General features: G+C 62.3%; 17 protein-coding genes and 1 tRNA gene. 6 read left to right on the forward strand and 12 right to left on the reverse strand.

Annotated elements, in window-relative coordinates:
* Positions 1-22: 22 nt before the first annotated feature.
* A complete protein-coding gene (locus tag SM130_RS05435) occupies positions 23-1234 on the forward strand; it encodes an MFS transporter (protein ID WP_102823128.1) in 1212 nt (403 codons plus the stop codon).
* A 466-nt stretch (positions 1235-1700) separates the two neighbouring features.
* A complete protein-coding gene (locus SM130_RS05440) occupies positions 1701-1892 on the forward strand; it encodes a hypothetical protein (RefSeq protein ID WP_102823129.1) in 192 nt (63 codons plus the stop codon).
* 26 nt (positions 1893-1918) lie between these two features.
* On the opposite strand, the gene rlmF is transcribed toward SM130_RS05440, so the two are convergent.
* The 9 genes from rlmF to SM130_RS05485 form a co-directional block, all read right to left on the reverse strand.
* Entirely contained in the window at positions 1919-2914 is a 996-nt protein-coding gene (rlmF, locus tag SM130_RS05445) for a 23S rRNA (adenine(1618)-N(6))-methyltransferase RlmF (RefSeq protein WP_102823130.1), read from the reverse strand.
* A 70-nt stretch (positions 2915-2984) separates the two neighbouring features.
* A complete protein-coding gene (locus tag SM130_RS05450; RefSeq protein WP_102823131.1) occupies positions 2985-4154 on the reverse strand; it encodes a YbfB/YjiJ family MFS transporter in 1170 nt (389 codons plus the stop codon).
* Positions 4155-4264: 110 nt separating this feature from the next.
* A complete protein-coding gene (locus SM130_RS05455; protein WP_102823132.1) occupies positions 4265-6091 on the reverse strand; it encodes an SLC13 family permease in 1827 nt (608 codons plus the stop codon).
* A 6-nt stretch (positions 6092-6097) separates the two neighbouring features.
* The gene (locus SM130_RS05460) at positions 6098-6394 is read right to left on the reverse strand and encodes a winged helix-turn-helix domain-containing protein (protein WP_102823133.1); all 297 of its coding nucleotides are present in this window, start codon (positions 6392-6394) and stop codon (positions 6098-6100) included.
* A gap of 64 nt (positions 6395-6458) precedes the next feature.
* Positions 6459-7841, reverse strand: coding sequence for a sodium:proton antiporter NhaD (gene nhaD / locus SM130_RS05465; RefSeq protein WP_102823134.1), 1383 nt, complete (start codon positions 7839-7841; stop codon positions 6459-6461).
* A 370-nt stretch (positions 7842-8211) separates the two neighbouring features.
* Positions 8212-11046 (reverse strand): valine--tRNA ligase, encoded by a 2835-nt coding sequence (locus SM130_RS05470; RefSeq protein ID WP_102823136.1) that lies wholly within the window; start codon positions 11044-11046, stop codon positions 8212-8214.
* Positions 11047-11154: 108 nt separating this feature from the next.
* A complete protein-coding gene (locus SM130_RS05475; RefSeq protein ID WP_102823137.1) occupies positions 11155-11541 on the reverse strand; it encodes a DNA polymerase III subunit chi in 387 nt (128 codons plus the stop codon).
* Positions 11542-11612: 71 nt separating this feature from the next.
* Positions 11613-12032, reverse strand: a complete 420-nt coding sequence (locus SM130_RS05480; protein WP_102823138.1) for a DNA polymerase III subunit chi — start codon at positions 12030-12032, stop codon at positions 11613-11615.
* A gap of 73 nt (positions 12033-12105) precedes the next feature.
* The gene (locus SM130_RS05485) at positions 12106-13593 is read right to left on the reverse strand and encodes a leucyl aminopeptidase (protein WP_102823139.1); all 1488 of its coding nucleotides are present in this window, start codon (positions 13591-13593) and stop codon (positions 12106-12108) included.
* A gap of 266 nt (positions 13594-13859) precedes the next feature.
* Here SM130_RS05485 and lptF point away from each other — a divergent pair, with 266 nt between their 5' ends.
* Both lptF and lptG read left to right on the forward strand, forming a co-directional pair.
* A complete protein-coding gene (gene lptF / locus SM130_RS05490) occupies positions 13860-14981 on the forward strand; it encodes an LPS export ABC transporter permease LptF (protein ID WP_102823140.1) in 1122 nt (373 codons plus the stop codon).
* Positions 14974-16035, forward strand: a complete 1062-nt coding sequence (gene lptG, locus SM130_RS05495; RefSeq protein WP_102823141.1) for an LPS export ABC transporter permease LptG — start codon at positions 14974-14976, stop codon at positions 16033-16035. The genes lptF and lptG overlap by 8 nt, the downstream gene beginning before the upstream one ends.
* A 72-nt stretch (positions 16036-16107) precedes the next feature.
* Here lptG and SM130_RS05500 read toward each other — a convergent pair whose 3' ends face one another.
* The 3 genes from SM130_RS05500 to SM130_RS05510 all read right to left on the reverse strand — a co-directional run bounded on the left by SM130_RS05500 (position 16108) and on the right by SM130_RS05510 (position 17486).
* The gene (locus SM130_RS05500; RefSeq protein ID WP_102823142.1) at positions 16108-16605 is read right to left on the reverse strand and encodes an RDD family protein; all 498 of its coding nucleotides are present in this window, start codon (positions 16603-16605) and stop codon (positions 16108-16110) included.
* Positions 16606-16699: 94 nt separating this feature from the next.
* Positions 16700-16912, reverse strand: coding sequence for a cold-shock protein (locus SM130_RS05505; protein ID WP_003284681.1), 213 nt, complete (start codon positions 16910-16912; stop codon positions 16700-16702).
* Positions 16913-17399: 487 nt separating this feature from the next.
* Positions 17400-17486 (reverse strand) — tRNA-Leu (locus tag SM130_RS05510).
* Positions 17487-17598: 112 nt separating this feature from the next.
* Here SM130_RS05510 and queA point away from each other — a divergent pair.
* On the forward strand, positions 17599-18648 hold the full coding sequence (gene queA / locus SM130_RS05515; RefSeq protein WP_102823143.1) for a tRNA preQ1(34) S-adenosylmethionine ribosyltransferase-isomerase QueA: 1050 nt from the start codon (positions 17599-17601) through the stop codon (positions 18646-18648).
* Between the two features lie 14 nt (positions 18649-18662).
* Complete coding sequence (gene tgt, locus SM130_RS05520) at positions 18663-19778, forward strand: tRNA guanosine(34) transglycosylase Tgt (RefSeq protein WP_102823852.1); 1116 nt, start codon at positions 18663-18665, stop codon at positions 19776-19778.
* Positions 19779-19806 lie beyond the last annotated feature (28 nt).

Genomic DNA, 19806 nt, shown 5'->3' on the forward strand with positions numbered 1-19806 from the left:
TTTTCTTCAAGGAACGACCGTCATGACCGCTGTATGGCGCAACTCGGCCTGGATTCTCGCTGGTGGCTCGCTGATCCTCGCGATTTCCCTGGGCGTGCGCCACGGCTTTGGCCTGTTCCTGCCGCCGATGAGCGCCGAGTTCGGCTGGGGCAGGGAGGTCTTCGCCTTCGCCATTGCCATGCAGAACCTGATCTGGGGCCTGATGCAGCCGGTTACCGGTGCGCTGGCGGACCGCTTCGGTGTGGCGCGTGCCGTGTTGATAGGTGGCGTTCTTTACGCGGTCGGGCTGGCGTTGATGGCGATGTCCGACTCGCCGACAACCCTGACGCTGAGTGCCGGGCTGCTGATCGGGCTGGGGCTGTCGGGCACCTCGTTCTCGGTGATCCTCGGAGCGGTGGGCCGCGCGGTGCCGCCGGAAAAACGCAGCATGGCGATGGGCATCGCCAGCGCCGCCGGCTCCTTCGGCCAGTTCATCATGCTGCCGGGCAGCCTCGGCCTGATTGAGTGGCTGGGCTGGTCCTCGGCGCTGCTGGCGCTGGGCATGCTGGTGGCGCTGATCGTGCCGCTTGCGGGGATGATGCGTAGTCCGGCGCAGGCCCCGGCGGCGCCCGGTGCGCAGCAGTCGTTGGGCGAGGCGCTGCGTGAGGCCGCCGGGCATTCCGGGTTCCGGTTGCTGGCGCTGGGCTTCTTCGTCTGTGGCTTTCAGGTGGTCTTCATCGGCCTGCACCTGCCGGCCTATCTGGTCGATCAGCACCTGCCGGCTCAGGTCGGTACCACGGTGCTGGCACTGGTCGGGCTGTTCAATGTGGTCGGCACCTACACCGCCGGTTGGCTGGGTAGCTGCTACTCCAAACCGAAGCTGCTGGCTGGCCTGTATCTGATCCGCGGGGTAGTGATCAGTGCCTTCCTGTTGGCGCCGTTGACCGTCTGGAGCGCCTATGCCTTCGGCATCGCCATGGGCTTGCTGTGGCTGTCTACGGTGCCGCTGACCAACGGCACCGTGGCGACCATGTTTGGCGTACGCAATCTGTCGATGCTCGGCGGTATCGCCTTTCTGTTCCATCAGCTGGGCTCGTTCTTCGGCGGCTGGCTGGGCGGCTGGCTGTATGACCGCACCGGCAGCTATGACTTGGTCTGGCAGATCGCAATCGCGCTGAGCCTGATGGCGGCGGTGCTCAATTGGCCGATTCGTGAGCAGCCGGTCGAGCGGCTGCGCGAAGCGCAGGTCAACTGATGAAGCTGCTCGGGCTTGGCATCGCCGGCGCGCTGCTGCTGGGCCTGCTGGCGCTCGCCTGGTGGGGCTGGCAGCAGGGCGGTCTGGCGTTGCTACAAATGGGCCTGGGAACCTGCTGAAACCTGCTCGTCCGCTGCCTTACGGCTCCGTCCTGACCTGAGACTGGATCGCCAGCCTCGCCGAAGTTGTCGTGGCCGGCGAATGCCAATTCGACGTCTGGCGTCGTAGTGCAGTGAGCGGCGACGAACGTGAGGGAATCAATTCGGAATTCGTCGCTCCAAAAGCGAAGCGGCGTAGAAGACGTTAAGAACAAATCGCCGGTTCTTAGCCGCAAACTATCGGCCTTTGTGCGCGCAGCTCGCAATCAGGCGGCAGTCTTGAACCACCCTCTAAGGCTCGGCTGTCGCATAACCGTCATCAACAGTTGGTAAATACCTGCGGCACGCAGTCAATGGAGCAAGAAGCAATGTCCACCCTCACCGAACTCGCCCAGCAAATCGCCAAGCTTTACCCGTTGCAGGACAAGCGAGTCGGCAAGCGTTACCGCGTCGTCGGTGAGCTGGCCGGGATGACCGAGCTGGAAGAGATCAACGGCGAGCCGCGCTACATTCAGACCATGGCGCTAAAGAACAAGCAGCTCTGGGACGTTGCGATCTAAGCCCCTCCGCCGCACCTGCCTGAGTTTTACCGTTTCGGCCAGCGCTCGGCGCGCCAGCTCGCCTGCTCGGTTTCGCTGAGAAAGGTCCAGGCGACAAACCGGCTCTTCTTCTGCCCCTGGGCCATGTCCAGGGTATGCACCTGACGGGCACCGAGGCGTTTTAGCCGTGTCACCAGTGGCGCCACGTTGCTCCCCTTCGATACCAGCGTGCTGAACCAATAGACCTGCCTGGCGAATAACGCACTCTCTTCCGCCATACGCGCGATGAAGGCCGCTTCGCCGCCTTCGCACCAGAGCTCTGCCGCCTGGCCACCGAAGTTGAGCGCGGGCAGTTTGCGGCTCGGATCGAGCTTGCCGAGATTGCGCCACTTGCGCTGACTGCCACTGCTGGCCTCGGCCTGCGACGCATGGAACGGCGGATTGCACAGCGTCAGATCGAAGCGATCTCCCGGCAATACCACGCCGTTGAAAATGTGCTTCGGTGCAGTTTGCTGCCTCAGCTCGATGGCCTTGGCGAGGCCGTTGGCCGAGACGATGGCGCGGGCCGAGCCCAGCGCGACGGCATCGATGTCGCTGCCGGTGAAGTGCCAGCCGTACTCCCGATGGCCGATCAGCGGGTAGATACAGTTGGCACCGCTGCCGATGTCCAGTGCGCGCACAGAGGTGCCGCGGGGTATGGCCTGGTCGTCGTTCTGCCCGAGCAAGTCGGCCAGGCCGTGCAGGTAATCGGCGCGTCCGGGCACCGGCGGGCAGAGGTAGCCCGGCGGAATGTCCCAATGCTTGATGCCGTAGAACTGTCTGAGTAGCGCGCGATTGAACACCCTGACCGCATCCGGGTCGGCGAAGTCGATGCTCTGTTTGCCATACGGATTGACGATGACATGCTCGGTCAACTCCGGGCAGCCGGCGATCAGCGCCGGGAAGTCGTAGCGACCGCTGTGACGGTTGCGCCGATGCAGTACCGGCTTGCCGGGTTCGGCACGGTCAGGCTGCGAAGTAGGGGATGGGGTTTTGCGCGTCATTTGATCAGCGGAGGTTGGCGGCAGGGGCGCGCATTGTCCCACAACCGCCGCTCGCGCAAACGTCCCGATGCTAGCGGCGGCGCGGCACCATCAGCATCCACAGCAGGCCCCAGAGCAGGGCCCCAGCGCCGAGCCAGAAGGCGCTATGCAGACTGCCGCCCATGCCCATCCAGATGCTTGTCAGCCAGGGTGCCGCCAGTTGCGTCAGGCCGTATAGCGCGATCAACGCCGCTGACAGCCGCGGCCCCTGATGCGGATGCAGCGCCCGCGCCAAACGCTGGGTCAGCAGCACGGTGCCGAGAAAGGTACCGCCGACCAGTACCGCGCAAAGCAGGATGCCAACGGCGCCGGGTAGCAGCAGTGCAGCCAGCACCCCAAGCAGCTGCGTGAGATAGCTCAGGCGCAGGGCGATATCATCGCCCATGCGCACCCCCAGACGATTCCACAGCCAGGGCGACGGCAGGGTCGCCAGCGCCACTACCAGCCAGCTGCCTCCGATCAGGAAATCGCCGGGCTCCACCTGCAGGCGCGCGACCATCGGCAGGAAGGTCATCGGCAGGATGTAGCCCATCCCGGCACCGGCGTAGGAGAGAAACAACGGGGTACTGGAGCGATCGAGCAGCTTGCCGCTGGGCGGCGTCGCCGACGGGTGGGCTTCGTCCTCGGGCGGCATGTCCAGCCGCGACAGCTGCCGCCAGCCCCACCAGGCCAGCGGTATCGACAACAGCGCCGCCGGCCACCAGCGTTCGGCACCGAGCAGAAAACCATCGCTCAGGCTCACCAGCAAGCTGGAGATGATCAGGCCTACGCAGACACCGAGATAGACCAGGCCGCTGGAGGAAACGCGCTGCTGGCGCGCCAGCCATTCGAGAATCAGCGACGGCGCCTGGACGAACACCAGGCCATTGCTGATGCCATTGGCCAGGCGCAGTGCGGCGAGGGTATCGGCGGATTCGGCCTGGGTCTGCAACAGGCTGCTCAGCACGTGTAGCGCAAGCGCCCAGGGCAGCGTGCGACGTATCTGCGCGACGCGATGCCAGCGCACCGCGAGCAACGCGCCGATGAGGTAGCCCAGGTAGTTCCAGCTGGCGATGCTGGCGCCTTGCTGCACGCTAAGCAGGCCGTCCTCCACCAACCAGGGCAGCAGCGGGGTATAGACGAAGCGGCCGAGTCCATGGACGACCAATAACAGAACGGCACCGGCCAGCAGGACCGGAAACAGGGCGACACGCTGAGGCATGGAATCTGTTCTTTTTAGAATGAGAGCTGGAGCTTAACGGCTGTGTCTTACAGTCGCCATGCCACTTTTCGACAGGCGCCAGCTCGCCGACGATCCGCTGTTGCGCACGTTCAAAGCGGAAACAGCAGCGGCACCAGCAGCACGGCTACGACCATTACCAGCGCGGTAAAGGGCACGCCGATGCGCAAGAAGTCGGCGAAGCGATACTGTCCAGGGCCAAGCACCAGCGTGTTCACTGGCGAGGAGATTGGTGTCATGAACGCTGCAGAGGCAGCCAGGGCCACGATCATGGCGAACGGGTAGGGCGAGGCGCCCAGCTGTTCGGCGGTGGAAAGCGCAACTGGCGCCATCAGCACGGCCGTCGCGGTATTGGAGATGAACAGCCCGATCAGCGCAGTCAGCAGGAACAGGCAGGCAAGCAGGGCATGCGGACCGGCGTCGCCGAGCAGGCCGACCAATCCGGAAGTGGCCAGTGCAATACCGCCAGTTTTTTGCAGCGCCAGGGCGAACGGCAGCATGCCGACGATCAGCACCAGGCTTTGCCAGTGGATCGCCTTGTAGGCGCTATCCATGTCGATGCAGCGGAACAGCCCCATGACCAGGCAACCGATCAGCGCGGCCAACACGTTGGGCACCAGGCCGCTGACCATCAGCGCCACCATCACGGCCAACCCGAGCAGCGCAAAGGGTGCCTGGCGGGCGGCCGGGGCGACGTCGTCCACCTCCGCCGGCAGGCTCAGTACCAGGAAGTCTCTACTCAACCCCTGCAGGCGGTGGATGTGCTTCCAGCTGCCGGCGACCAGCAGGGTATCGGCCGGTTTGAGCTTCTCGTCGACCAGTAGCCCCTGCAGCGCCTCGCGGTTGCGCCTCAGCCCGACGACGTTGAGCTTGTGGCGGCTGCGAAAGCCGAGCTGCTGAATGGTCTTGCCTGGCAGGCGCGAATCCGGCGGCAGTGCGACCTCGGCCAATCCCAGCTCCCGCGCATGGACGGCATAGTATGAAGTGCTGAGTTGCAGCGGCTCGAGACCGAGTTCCTGATAGGCACCAAGCAGGCCGATGGCCGGGCTGGCGAGGTCGACCAGCAGCACATCGTCGACGAACAGCTCGGTGTTACCGGTGGCCATCAGCAGCAGGTTTCGCAGGCGCTCGTGGCGTTCTACTGCGATCACGTTGATGCCGTACTGGCTGCGCAGTTGCAGCGCATCGAGTGCCTGGTTGGCCAGGACCGACCCCGGCAAGATCCGCAGGCGCCGCTCGCGTTCGTCGAGCCGGTAGTTCTGCGCAAGGTCGGCCAGGGTATGCCGTTGCTCCAGCGCTTCGCTGTTCTTGTCGGTGCCTAGCCAATGACGGGCGACGAGCATGTAGCCGATCCCGAGCAACAGGATCGCCAGACCGATCGGGGTGAAAGCAAAGAAGGCGAAACCTTCGAGACCGGCGCGACGCAGCTCGCTGTTGACCACCAGATTTGGTGGGGTCGCCACCAGAGTCAGCATGCCGCTGATCAGACCGGCAAATGCCAGAGGCATCATCAGTCGGCGCGGTGACACCTTCATGCGATTGGCGATGCCGAGCACCACGGGAATGAAGATCGCCACTACGCCAGTCGAACTCATTACCGAACCGAGCCCCGCGACGGCCAGCATCAGCAGGATCAGCAGGCGGGTTTCACTGCTGCCAGCGGCGCGCATCAGCCAGTCGCCCAGGCGATAGGCGATGCCGGTACGCACCAGTCCATCGCCAATGACGAACAGGGTAGCGATCAGCACCACGCTCGGATCGCTGAAACCGGCCAGCGCCTCTTGCACGCTGAGTACACCGGTGAGTGGCAGAGCGACCATCGCCAGCACGGCTACCACGTCCATGCGCGGCTTGTTCAGCGCGAACAGACCGACGCAGCTCGCCAGCAGGGCGAGGACCAGCAGCAGATCGGCATTCATGGATGATCAGGGGTATTCAAGGACGGACTTGATATGGGCCAGGTTTCGCTCGATCCAACCTTTGTCGATGGCGCCCCAGTCGCGAATGGCGTAGTGGCCGGCGTTGTGCCGCTCGCCGTCGTCCTGCTCGAAGGTGCAATCGATGTCCAGCTCCGCGAGCGCGGCAAGGGTGTCCTGGGCGGTGCGTCGTGGCATGCCGGTCGCCTCCATCAGCGCCGGGACGCTGGTGGCGCTGCCGCTGTCGATCAGCCAGGCGACGTAGAGTCTGCGGTAGAAACTGGTTTTGGTCTTGCTGACGGTCATGCGCGGTCCCTGGCCAGGTCGTTGGTGGCGCCTTTCGGCATCAACGACCCGGCGGGGCGATGGCTCAGCGCAGGGCGAGCATGCCGACGTAGGTCGCTGCGCCGGCAGTGTAACCGAGGAAGGCCAGCAGGCTGACGCGCTTGATGTACCAGGTGAAGCTGATCTTCTCCATGCCCATGGCGGCGACGCCCGCTGCCGAGCCGATGATCAGCGTGCTGCCGCCGGTGCCGGCGCAGTAGGCGAGCATCTCCCAGAAATTACCGTCAACGACGAACTGCGACATCCAGCCGAGTTCTTCTGTGGCAGTTGCCGCCAGCATCTTCTCGCTGACCAGCGGATACATCTTCATCGCGCCCGCTACCAGCGGCACGTTATCGACCACCGCAGAGAGCAGGCCGATGGCGTAGTTGATCGCGTAGATATGGCCGAGCGATTCGCGCAGCGCTGTAGCGACCTGGGTCAAATGGCCGGCGGTGGCGAGACTGGACACGGCCAGCAGAATGCCGAGGAAGAACAGCACGCTGGGGGTGTCCACCTTGCGCAGAACGCCAACCACTGAAAGCGGATGTTTGTCTTCGTCGTTCTTGTTGCGGTGAATGATCTCGGTAGCTACCCAGAGCACGCCGAGGCCGAAGAGGATGCCCATATACGGGGGCAGGTGAGTCACGGTCTTGAATACCGGGACGAACAGCAGGGCTGCGAGACCGAGGCCGAGTACCAGATTGCGCTCGAACACACTGGTGCTTGGCGGATGCTTCTCGGCCAGGTGAGCACGGGGGCGCGGCCGTGGCGCTTCGCCGCGCAGGGTGAAGCTGAGGATGGTCAGCGGCACCAGCAGGCAAACCAGGCTCGGGATGAAGAGATTGACGATCACCCCGGATGCGGTGATCTGGTTACCGATCCAGAGCATGGTGGTGGTCACGTCGCCGATCGGCGACCAGGCGCCACCGGCGTTGGCGGCAATCACGACAACGCCGACGAACAGCCAGCGCTCGGGACGGCCGCGGATCAGCTTGCGCAGCAACGAAACCATGACAATGGTGGTGGTCAGGTTGTCCAGCGCCGCGGAGAGGAAGAACGTCAGGAACCCGATGATCCACAGCAGATGCACACGCTTGCGGGTCTGGATGCGATCGGTGATCGCCTTGAAGCCTTCGTGGGAGTCGATCAGCTCGACGATGGTCATCGCCCCGAGCAGGAAGAAGAGGATCTCCGACACCTCGCCGAGATGATGGCGTAGCGCTTCGACGACCACTGCCGATGAATCGGCAGGGTTATGGCTGCCCGGCTGCAGTAGCGGCAGGATCTGGTCGGCGCCTAGCACCAGAATGGTCCAGGTCAGTACCGCGGTCAGGATCGCCGCAGCGGCCTTGTCTATTTTCAGGGGATGTTCAAAGGCTATGCAGAGATAGCCTATGACGAACACGACAGCCATTAGCGCATACATCGGAGGGACTCCATCTTGAGGAACCTTGCCGGGCATGCGGACGTGGCGACGCAGCCTCAGCGGCTGGCAGGGGCACGAGTTGCTGTCGAAGGTGAAAAAAGTCGAGGCAGTAATCTGCCCAGGAATCGGTTGCGCGTTCAGCGTGAATGCTCAGATTGCATCGCGCCTCGCAGCAGGGGGCTCATTTCACATCGTCGAGCTGTTCGTCTTGGCTTTAACGGCCTGCCAGTTTGTAAAGGGGTGTTTCATGTGCGACATAGTGTATCAGCGTTACCGGTAATAACTTGTCATCAATCAAGATGACCTCCTTAAGCAAAAAGGCCAGCACCTTTCGGGCTGGCCTTCTCGTTTAACGCGATTGATCGGATGATCAGAGGGTGGCGATTCGGTCGCGCTGCTCCTGCAGCCTGGCTTTGGCCTGCTCGGCCTCGGCCAGTTTGGCGCGTTCCTTGTCGATCACCTCTGCTGGCGCCTTGTCGACGAAGCCGGCATTGGACAGCTTGCCGCCGACGCGTTTGACCTCGCCGTCCAGTCGCGCGATTTCCTTGTCCAGGCGTGCCAGTTCGGCATCCTTGTCGATCAGGCCCGCCATCGGCACCAGCACCTGCATGTCGCCGACCAGCGCAATCGCGGACAGCGGCGCTTCTTCACTGTCGCCGAGCAGGCGCACGCTTTCCAGCTTGGCCAGCTTCTTCAGCAGCGGCTCGTTGTCGGCCAGACGGTGTTGGTCGGAAGACGAGGCGTTGCCCAGGACTACGTCGATACGTTTGGCCATGGAGATGTTCATCTCGCCGCGGATCTGGCGGATGCCCAGCATGAAGGCCTTGACCCACTCGATGTCGCCTTCGGCGGCTTCGTCGATGCGCTCAGGGTTGAACTCCGGCCACGGCTGCAGCATCAGGGTCGGGCCGGACTTGCCGGCCAGCGGTGCGACGCGCTGCCAGATTTCCTCGGTGATGAACGGCATGAATGGATGTGCCAGGCGCAGCGCGGTTTCCAGCACGCGCACCAGGGTGCGGCGGGTGCCGCGCTGGCGTTCGGCGCTGGCCGTCTCGTCCCACAGCAGCGGCTTGACCAGCTCCAGGTACCAGGCGCAGTACTCGTCCCAGATGAACTCGTAGAGCGCCTGAGCAGCCAGATCGAAGCGGAAGGCTTCCAGCTGGCGGCTCACTTCGGCTTCGGTACGCTGCAGCGCGGAAATGATCCAGCGGTCCACCGAGGACAGCTCCACTGACTCATCATTGGCGCCCGTATCCTTGCCTTCGGTGTTCTCGAAGACGAAGTTGGCGGCGTTCCAGATCTTGTTACAGAAGTTGCGGTAACCCTCGACGCGGCCCATGTCGAACTTGATATCGCGGCCCGTCGACGCGAGGGAACAGAAGGTGAAACGCAGGGCGTCGGTGCCGTAGCTGGCGATGCCTTCGGGAAATTCGGCGCGGGTCTGCTTGGCGATCTTGTCGGCCAGCTTGGGCTGCATCATTCCGCTGGTGCGCTTGGTCAGCAGTTCATCAAGGGTGATGCCGTCGACGATGTCCAGCGGGTCGAGCACGTTGCCCTTGGACTTGGACATCTTCTGTCCCTGGCCATCGCGCACCAGGCCGTGCACGTAGACGGTCTTGAACGGAATCTGCCCGGTCAGGTGGGTGGACAGCATGATCATCCGGGCGACCCAGAAGAAGATGATGTCAAAGCCGGTGACCAGCACGTCGGTGGGGTGGAAGGTCTTGAGGAACTCGGTCTGCTGCGGCCAGCCGAGGGTGGAGAAGGTCCACAGCCCCGAGCTGAACCAGGTGTCCAGCACGTCCTCGTCCTGACGCAGCTCGACGTTGTTGCAGAGGTTGTACTTGGTGCGAACCTCGGCCTCGTCACGGCCGACATAGACGTTGCCGGCTTCGTCGTACCACGCAGGAATGCGATGGCCCCACCAGAGCTGACGGCTGATGCACCAGTCCTGGATGTCGCGCATCCAGCTGAAGTACATGTTCTCGTACTGCTTGGGCACGAACTGGATCTCGCCGCTTTCCACGGCAGCGATGGCCTTCTCGGCCAGCGGTTTGGTGGAGACGTACCACTGATCGGTCAGCCAGGGCTCGATGATGGTGCCGGAGCGATCGCCGCGCGGCACTTTCAGCGCGTGGTCATCGATCTTTTCCAGCAGGCTCATCGCCTCGAACTCGGCGACGATGGCCTTGCGCGCATCGAAACGGTCCATGTGCGCGTAGCCGTCTGGCAGGCTGCCATCGATCTTGTCGTTCACCGAGCCGTCGATGTTGAACACCTGGGCACGTGCCAGCACGCAGGCGTTCTGATCGAAGATGTTGATCAGCGGCAGATGATGGCGCTTGCCGACTTCATAGTCGTTGAAGTCATGCGCCGGGGTGATCTTCACGCAGCCGGTGCCAAACTCGAGGTCGACATAGTCGTCGGCGACGATGGGGATCAGGCGGTTGACCAGCGGCAACATGACGTGGCGGCCGATCAGGCTCTTGTAGCGCTCGTCCTCCGGGTGCACTGCGATGGCGGCGTCACCGAGCATGGTTTCCGGACGGGTAGTGGCGACCACCAGGTAATCCAGGCCATCGGCGGTCTTGCAGCCATCGGCCAGCGGATAGCGCAGGTGCCAGAGGTGACCCTTCTCGTCGTGGTTCTCCACTTCCAGATCGGAAATGGCGGTGTGCAGTTTGGTATCCCAGTTGACCAGGCGCTTGCCGCGATAGATCAGACCGTCTTCATGCAGGCGCACGAAGGCTTCCTTGACCGCCTCGGACAGGCCTTCGTCCATGGTGAAGCGCTCGCGCGACCAGTCCACCGAGGAGCCCAGGCGACGGATCTGCCGGGTAATGGTGCCGCCGGATTCTTCCTTCCACTGCCAGACCTTCTCGAGAAACTTCTCGCGGCCCAGGTCATGACGGCTGGCGCCCTGGGCAGCCAGTTGGCGCTCTACCACCATCTGGGTGGCGATACCGGCATGGTCGGTGCCCGGCTGCCAAAGCGTGTTGCGGCCCTGCATGCGACGCCAGCGGATCAGGGCGTCCATGATCGCGTTGTTGAAGCCGTGACCCATGTGCAGGCTGCCGGTGACGTTCGGCGGCGGGATCATGATGGTGTAGGGCTCGCCGGAACCTTGCGGGGCGAAATAGTTGTTCGATTCCCAGGTCTGGTACCAGGAAGTCTCGATGGCGTGCGGCTGGTAGGTCTTGTCCATGCGGCGGGACCCTTAAAACGGCTGGTCGGAAAAACGGGCAAGTATAAAGGCAAACGGCCGCGAGATTTCGCGGCCGTGCGGATTAACTGCGCATCAATGGCGAGAGGATCAGCTACGCGGCGGGGGGGTGCGCACCAGGCGGTCGATCCGGCTTTCCAGGCGGCGCTTGAGCTCCGCTTCGATCTGCGGCACGAAGTCGTCGATCACTTCCTGCAGGATCAGGTTGGCGGCGGTGCGCAGCTCGTGATCAATGTGCCGCTCAGCCAGGGTGCGGAACGCGCTGCGTACACTGGTTTCCCGTGGCTCGTCGTCACTCGGGTCGCCGGAGGTTGCAGCAGGGGCCGGCTCGACGATATCGGACAGCAAGGGGATGCTGTCTGGATCAAGCGCTTCGCTGTTCGGCGGGTTGTCAGGGAAGTCGTCTCCGAGCAGGGCACGGATGGACTCGAGATCGCTCAGCAGCTCGGCGGGTTTGTTCGGGGCTTTCGGTGTCATCTCAGAGGTTCCGGAGGCTGCAGCATCCCGGCTGCTGCCAGGGGTTGTCCTTTGCTGTGGTATGGAGGGTTCTAGAGTTCGACCCGTTGCGGATCATAGCCCTGCCGTCGATACAGGCGGAAGTTCTCCCGGCAAGCGGTAAGCAGCTGCGGCTCCTGATTGACGATCTCGATGATCCGGCTGAACTGGTCGAGGTGCGAAGAGAGCGTCGACGCCAGGTTGATCAACAGTCCCTGAGTGAATGGCGGTGCCTGGTCGATACCGATTACTACCGGGATCTGAGGGTCATCGTCATCCTGCTCGTGGGGAATGAAGCGCTCGGCGCGAAAGCTCCAGAGCAGCTCGTCCAACTGGTTCGATTGCGCTTCGTCTACGCAGCGGACGAATACCTGCATGCCGTGCTGCCAACCCTTGGCTGCCAGCTGACAGGCCGCTCGCAAGCGGCCGAGCGGGTTGTCATCCGGCAGTACATAGAACTCGACCCGCGTCATGGCCGTGCTCCGCCCGAGCCGGCCGATGCGAGGCGGCTCCGGCCCGAGGGTTCATGCGCGACGGTCGGCATCGTCAGCTGGCCCGGTCCAGCAGGTATTGGGTCAGCAGCGGCACGGGACGGCCAGTAGCGCCTTTTTCCTTGCCGCCACTGGTCCAGGCCGTACCGGCGATATCCAGATGCGCCCAGGCGTACTTCTTGGTGAAGCGCGAGAGGAAGCAGGCGGCTGTGATGGTCCCGGCCTTGGGCCCGCCGATGTTGGCGATATCGGCGAAGGGGCTGTCCAGCTGCTCTTGGTACTCATCGAATAGCGGCAATTGCCAGGCGCGATCGGCAGCGCTTTCGCCTGCCTGCAGCAACTGCTGCACCAGTTCGTCGTTGTTGCCCAGCAGGCCCGAGGTGTTGCTGCCCAGCGCGACGATGCAGGCGCCGGTCAGGGTGGCCACGTCGATTACCGCACGTGGTTCGAAGCGTTCGGCGTAGGTGAGGGTATCGCACAGCACCAGGCGGCCTTCGGCGTCGGTGTTGAGGATTTCCACGGTCTGTCCGCTCATGGTGGTGACGATGTCGCCCGGGCGGGTGGCGCCGCCACTGGGCATGTTCTCGGCACAGGCCAGCAGGCAGACCAGGTTGATGGGCAGCTGCAGTTCCAGTACGGCCTTGAGGGTGCCGAATACGCTAGCGGCACCACCCATGTCGTACTTCATCTCGTCCATGCCCTGGCCCGGCTTGAGGCTGATGCCGCCGGTGTCGAAGGTGATGCCTTTGCCCACCAGGGCATATGGCTTGTCGCCTTTCTTACCGCCGTTGTACTGCATGACGATGATGCAGCCGGGCTGATCGCTACCCTGAGACACAGCGAGGAAAGCGCCGGCGCCGAGATCACGCAGCTTCTTCTCGTCCAAAACGTCGACTTTCAGACTCTTGTAGGCCTTGCTCATCTGCTTCGCCTGATCGGCGAGGTAGGTCGGGTGGCAAACATTCGGCGGTAGATTACCGAGGTCGCGGGTGAAAGCCATGCCGCTGGCGATCGCCGATGCCTCGCGCGCGGCACGTTCCAGTGCTGGCTGCTCGGCCTTGTCGCAGAGCAGGATGATCTTCTGCAGCGCGCGCGGTTCGGCTTTCTTGCTCTTGAAGCTATCGAAAACGTACTGGCCGTCGGCGACGATTTCTACCAGCAGGCGAGTGCGAGCGTAGCTGTCGCGGCCCTTGACCTGGACGTCCTGCATGGCAAATGCGGCATCGCCGCCGCCGAGGTTCTTGATCGCTGCCAGTGCGGCATTGACCACTTTGCGCCATTGGCGGCTGTCCAGTTCGTCCGCCTTGCCGATGCCGACCAGCAGCACGCGCTCAGCCTTGAGGCCAGGCAGGCCGTGCAGCAGCAGCGTTTGTCCCGGCTTGCCCTGGATGTCGCCACGCTTGAGCGCGGTGCTGAGTGCACCGCCGCTGGCGCTGTCTACGCTCTGTGCGACGCTGCCGAGGACGCAATCGTCGGCCAGGGGCAGGATCAGGGTGGCGGTCTTCTGGGTGGAGGCTTTGGCGCTTTTGACAACAAATTCCATGACGTGGTGTCCCCAAGACAAAGAGTCGGGTTTGCAGGATAATGCCGGGCTTATTTTTCCGGTGGTTCGCCTGTACGGTCGTTGCTAACGACTGCGCTAGGCTAGAAACGTTGCAATCGACCGTGTTTCGGCGATTGCCTCGGCGCGGCGATCCGCGTCCGGTCGGTGCGTCATTACCTATTTCCAACGGCCTGCTGCGGCGGGCCGGCAACTGGCGGCTAGTTTGAGCGTTGCCGCCAGAGCCTGACAACCCTGGAGTGTCTGGTTTGATCGTCTTTCGTTACCTGTCCCGAGAACTGCTGGTCACCATGAGCGCGGTCAGTGCCGTGTTGCTGGTGATCATCATGAGCGGCCGCTTCATCAAGTACCTGGCGCAGGCTGCGCAGGGAGTGCTCGATCCCGGGGTGCTGTTGCTGATCATGGGCTTTCGTCTGCCCGGCTTTCTCCAGCTGATCCTGCCCCTCGGGCTGTTCCTCGGCATTTTGCTGGCATATGGTCGCCTTTACCTGGAAAGCGAGATGACCGTGCTGTCGGCGACCGGCATGAGTCAGCGTCGTCTGCTGGCGTACAGCATGGCGCCGGCGGCACTGGTTGCTGCGCTGGTGGGTTGGCTGAGCTTGGGCCTGGCGCCGCAAGGTATCGCCGAGGTGGATCGCATCCTCAACCAGCAGGATTCGCTGACCGAGTTCGATACGCTGGTGCCAGGACGATTTCAGACGCTGCGTGGCGGCTCGCGGGTAACTTACACCCGTGAGCTATCGGCTGACCGTAGCGAGCTGGGCGGCGTGTTCATTTCCGAAACCAACGTATCGCGTCAGACCGGCAAGGAAAGCGGGCTGTCGGTGCTGGTTGCCGAAAGCGGCCGGCAGGAGATCCAGCCTGACGGCAGTCGCTACCTGATATTGGAAAACGGCTATCGCTATGACGGCAAGCCAGGGCAGGCCGACTATCGTGCGATTCAGTACGACACCTACGGCGTGCTGCTGCCCAAACCGGAAGTGAGCATGGAGCTGAGCGAGCGCGAGGCTATGTCGACTCGTGAGCTGCTGGGTAGCGACAACGTGCGTCATCAAACCGAATTGCAGTGGCGGCTATCTCTGCCGCTCCTGGTGTTTGTCGTCACCGTGCTGGCCGTGCCGCTGGCAAAGGTCAACCCGCGGCAGGGGCGCTTTCTCAAGCTGCTGCCCGCCATTCTGCTGTACATGACCTATCTCGCCTTGTTGATCGCCGTGCGGGGTGCGCTGGACAAGGGGCGTATTCCAGTGGCGCTGGGGCTGTGGTGGGTGCATGGCGTGTTCCTGGCGATCGGCCTGCTGATGCTGTTCTGGGAGCCGATCAGGCTGCGAATGAAGAAGCGCCGTATGCAGCGGGAGATGGCTCATGGTTAAGCTCGATCGCTATATCGGTATCCATGTCTTCCTCGCGATTCTGACCGTGCTCGGCATCATCGTTGGGTTGGCGCTGCTGTTCGCGTTCATCGATGAGCTGGGCGATGTCCAGGGCAACTATGGTCTGGGTGACGCCTTGCAGTACGTGCTGCTCACCTCGCCGCGTCGGCTGTATGAAATGCTGCCGATGGCGGCGCTGATCGGTTGCCTTATCGGCCTGGGCACGCTGGCGAGCAGCAGCGAGCTGACCATCATGCGCGCCGCTGGCGTCTCGCTGGGGCGCATCGTGATGGCGGTGATGAAGCCGATGCTGGTGTTGCTCGTTGCCGGCATCCTGATCGGTGAGTATGTCGCGCCCGCGACCGAGGATATCGCCCAGGCCCGGCGTTCCCTGGCGCAAGGTGCGGGGGAGGCGCAGAGCAGCAAGCGCGGGTTGTGGCATCGCCAGGAAAACGAATTCGTGCACGTCAACGCCGTGCAGCCCGGCGGAGTTCTAGTGGGCGTGACGCGCTATCGCTTCGATGACGAGCGCCGGCTGCAGTCTTCGAGTTTTGCTCGTCGTGCCAGCTATCAGGGGGATCACTGGAAGCTCGAGAACATATCGACGACGCATTTCCGGGGCGACCGCACTGAGGTGCTGCGCGCGCCCGAAGAGCGTTGGGATGTCCAACTGACCCCTCAGCTACTTGGTACCGTGGTGATGGAGCCGGAAGCGTTGTCGATCACCGGCTTGTGGCGTTATATCCACTACCTTGGCGAGCAGGGATTGAACAATGGTCGTTACTGGCTGGCCTTCTGGACCAAGGTCCTGCAGCCGGCTGTCACCGTGGCGCTGGTTTTGCTGGCGATCTCGTTCATTTTCGGGCCACTGCGTTCGGTCACGCTCGGGCAGCGCGTCTTTACGGGTGTGGTTGTCGGCTTCGTGTTCCGCATCATTCAGGACCTGCTCGGTCCGGCAAGTCAGGTATTTGGCTTTTCGCCGTTGCTGGCGGTGGTGCTGCCGGCAAGCATTTGTGCGCTGATCGGCGCCTGGCTGTTGCGTCGAGCGGGATAGTTGCAGTTGGAAGCCCTCGGCGAGGGCGCCGACGGCTATCTGTCTGTGATGGTCAGCTGTTGCAGGCTGAGCTTACTTCTTGTGAATATTCTTCGGTAACTGGACGGCCTGGCTCTCGGAGTAGATGTCGTGCCAGGTGCGCTTCTGTTTGTCGATCAGCATCCACCAGTAACCCATTCCCAGGCACAGCAGCGAAACCAGTGCGATCAGGAAGCGCAGCAGTGCTTGCCACAGATCAATGGCGCGCCCGTCCGCGTTTTGGATTCGAATCCCCCATACCTGCATGCCCAGCGTCTGGCCATTGTGGGTCCAGAACTTGGCGAAAAAGGCGAACAGGCTGAATAGCAGCAGGGTGGAAAGCAGCGGGTCGATATCCAGGCGGCCGGCGTCGGCAAGTATCTGTAGCTGTTCGCTGCCGTAGAGTAATCGCAGCAATACCTGCTGATAGAACAGGGTGACGACCATCATCAGCGCAATACACAACAGGCTGTCATAGAACATTGCTGCCAGTCGGCGCGCCAGGCCGGCGGCGGGGAATTGGCCCTGCGGGCTGAGCAGATGTCGGCGCATTACATGTCTCGATCAGGTGGCGGTGGCGCATTCTACGGAATTGCGCGCATAAAAAAGCCCCTGATGTTGCCATCAGGGGCTTTCGGAGCGGGGCTTATTCCTGGATTTGAACCTGGTCAGCCTGCATGCCCTTTTGACCTTGCACAGCGACGAAGCTGACTTTCTGGCCTTCTTTCAGGCTCTTGAAGCCATTGCCTTCGATTGCGCGGAAGTGCACAAACAGATCCGGACCGCTTTCGGGAGTGATGAAACCAAAACCTTTTTCGTCGTTAAACCACTTGACGGTACCGTTCTGACGATTCGACATGTCTTTGTATCCTTGAAACTCAAAAGTAGAATTGCCCCTGCATTGCAGGAAGCTGTAACTGGTTGCAAGGAGTAAGAGAGTCGAGCGGAGTAGCGGATCTGAAGATCTACTGCACCAGGTCACGATTCAACAGCGACCCATGCAAACACAGTGGGCACACTCTACGATAACTCGCCGGGGAATGCCAACCCCTCGGAGCCATAGAATTTGCCTGTCCAGGCAGCGCCATTTCGGCACTTTTGAGATGGGCGACTCGCTGTATCCACTGGGGTGGGAGAGTCATGCCGAAGCCGACCGCATCGATACGGATGTCAGTCTGCGGGGAAGCGGTGTTGCCATATTGCTTGCTTTACTGCAGAGCCATGTTCTTTCTAGATGGTCGCGTACGGCTTGGTGTTTTGAAGCTTCGCTACGGCGTCTCCGTTTGCTGGCGGTTCGGTTGCCGCTCGCGGAGTTTGCAGCGTGGCTGCGTGTAGCGATTCACTGATGGTGCCTCGAGAGAGACTCGAACTCTCACGTTGTTACCAACGGCGGATTTTGAATCCGCTGCGTCTACCGATTCCGCCATCGAGGCACAGTGGGCGCGCAGTATATGGATACAAAGTGCAGTGGTCAATCGTTTGGCGTGGCCAGATAGATGCCTTTCGGATAAGATTTGCGCCCTTTCCGCGTCCTGAATCCTGTCTATGCAAGTCGCTGACTTTTCCTTCCAGCTGCCCGATGCCCTGATCGCAAGACATCCCCTGGCGGAGCGGCGCGCAAGTCGTTTGTTGGTGCTCGACGGCGAGACCGGAGAGCTGTCGCACCGCAACTTCGCTGATCTGCTGGAGTACGTGCGACCTGGCGACTTGATGGTGTTCAACAACACGCGGGTGATCCCGGCGCGCCTGTTTGGTCAGAAGGCTACTGGAGGCAAGCTGGAAATCCTCGTCGAGAGGGTGCTTGGCGGTCGCAGTGTTCTGGCGCACGTCCGTTCGAGCAAGTCGCCAAAGGGCGGATCGAGGATCCTGCTGGAAGGCGGCGGCGAGGCGGTGATGGTCGCCCGGCACGATGCGTTGTTCGAGCTTGAGTTCGACGAGGACGTCTTGCCGCTACTCGAGCGTATCGGGCACATGCCTTTGCCTCCTTATATAGACAGGCCTGACGACGCTGCCGATCGCGAGCGTTATCAGACCGTTTATGCACAGCGCGCAGGGGCTGTGGCGGCGCCTACTGCAGGGCTGCATTTCGACGAGGCGCTGCTACAGGCGCTGCGCGAGGCTGGCGTGGAAACGGCCTACGTTACCCTTCATGTCGGCGCTGGAACCTTCCAGCCAGTGCGTGTCGAGCGTATCGAAGAGCACCACATGCACCGTGAGTGGCTGGAGGTGACGCAGGATGTGGTCGACGCGGTAGCCGCCTGTCGCGCCCGCGGCGGTCGGGTGATCGCCGTGGGGACCACCAGCGTGCGCTCGCTGGAGACGGCAGCCTGTGATGGGCAGCTCAGACCGTTCAGTGGCGATACCGATATCTTCATCTACCCAGGCAAGACCTTTAATGTCGTCGATGCGCTGGTAACCAATTTCCATCTGCCTGAATCAACGCTGCTGATGCTGGTTTCCGCCTTTGCCGGCTACCCGGAAACCATGGCGGCCTATGCCGAGGCCGTGGCTCAGCGCTATCGCTTCTTCAGTTACGGTGATGCCATGTTCATCACCCGCAATCCCGCGCCGCGCGGTCCCGAGGAAACCCAATGACTCGCTCCTGCCATATGTCCTTCGAGCTGCTTGCCACCGACGGCAAGGCGCGTCGGGGACGTCTGACCTTTCCCCGTGGCACCGTCGAGACGCCGGCGTTCATGCCGGTAGGCACTTACGGTACCGTCAAGGGCATGCTGCCCCGCGACATCGAGGCGATCGGTGCACAGATCATTCTCGGCAACACCTTTCATTTGTGGCTGCGTCCCGGAACTGAGGTGATCAAGCGTCACGGCGACCTGCATGACTTCATGCAGTGGCAGGGACCAATCCTCACCGATTCCGGCGGGTTTCAGGTTTTCAGTCTGGGTGCGATGCGCAAGATCAAGGAGGAGGGGGTCTACTTCGCCTCGCCTGTCGATGGCGCCAAAGTGTTCATGGGGCCGGAGGAGTCAATGCAGGTCCAGCGCGACCTGGGCTCGGATATCGTGATGATCTTCGATGAATGCACGCCTTATCCCGCCGACGAAGACGTCGCGCGACGCTCGATGGAGCTGTCGCTGCGCTGGGCCAAGCGCTCGAAGGCTGCGCATGGCGACAGTTCGGCTGCGCTGTTCGGGATCGTGCAGGGGGGGATGCACGAGTCGCTGCGCATGCGTTCGCTGGAAGGGCTTTGCGAAATCGGCTTCGATGGGCTGGCCATCGGGGGGCTTTCAGTAGGCGAGCCGAAGGAGGAGATGATCCGCGTTCTGGATTTTCTGCCGCCGCAGATGCCTGCCGACAAGCCTCGCTACCTGATGGGCGTGGGTAAGCCGGAGGACCTGGTCGAGGGTGTGCGGCGCGGTGTCGACATGTTCGATTGCGTCATGCCTACGCGCAATGCGCGTAACGGCCACCTTTTTACCGATACCGGTGTGATCAAGATCCGCAATGCGGTGCATAAGCACGACGATTCCACGTTGGATCCTAGCTGTGACTGTTACACCTGCAAACATTTCTCCCGTGCGTATCTGCATCATCTGGATAAATGCGGCGAAATGCTGGGTAGCATGTTGAATACCATACATAACCTGCGACATTACCAGCGAGTGATGGCTGGTTTACGCGACGCCATTCAACAAGGTACATTGGCGGCCTTTGTCGACGCCTTTTATGCCAAGCGCGGTCTGCCAACGCCGCCGCTTGCGTGACATGCCACAACAAAACAATCCTTTCTGC

It is taken from the genome of Stutzerimonas stutzeri (genome assembly GCF_038561965.1).
GTDB classification, from domain to species: Bacteria; Pseudomonadota; Gammaproteobacteria; order Pseudomonadales; family Pseudomonadaceae; genus Stutzerimonas; species Stutzerimonas stutzeri_AA.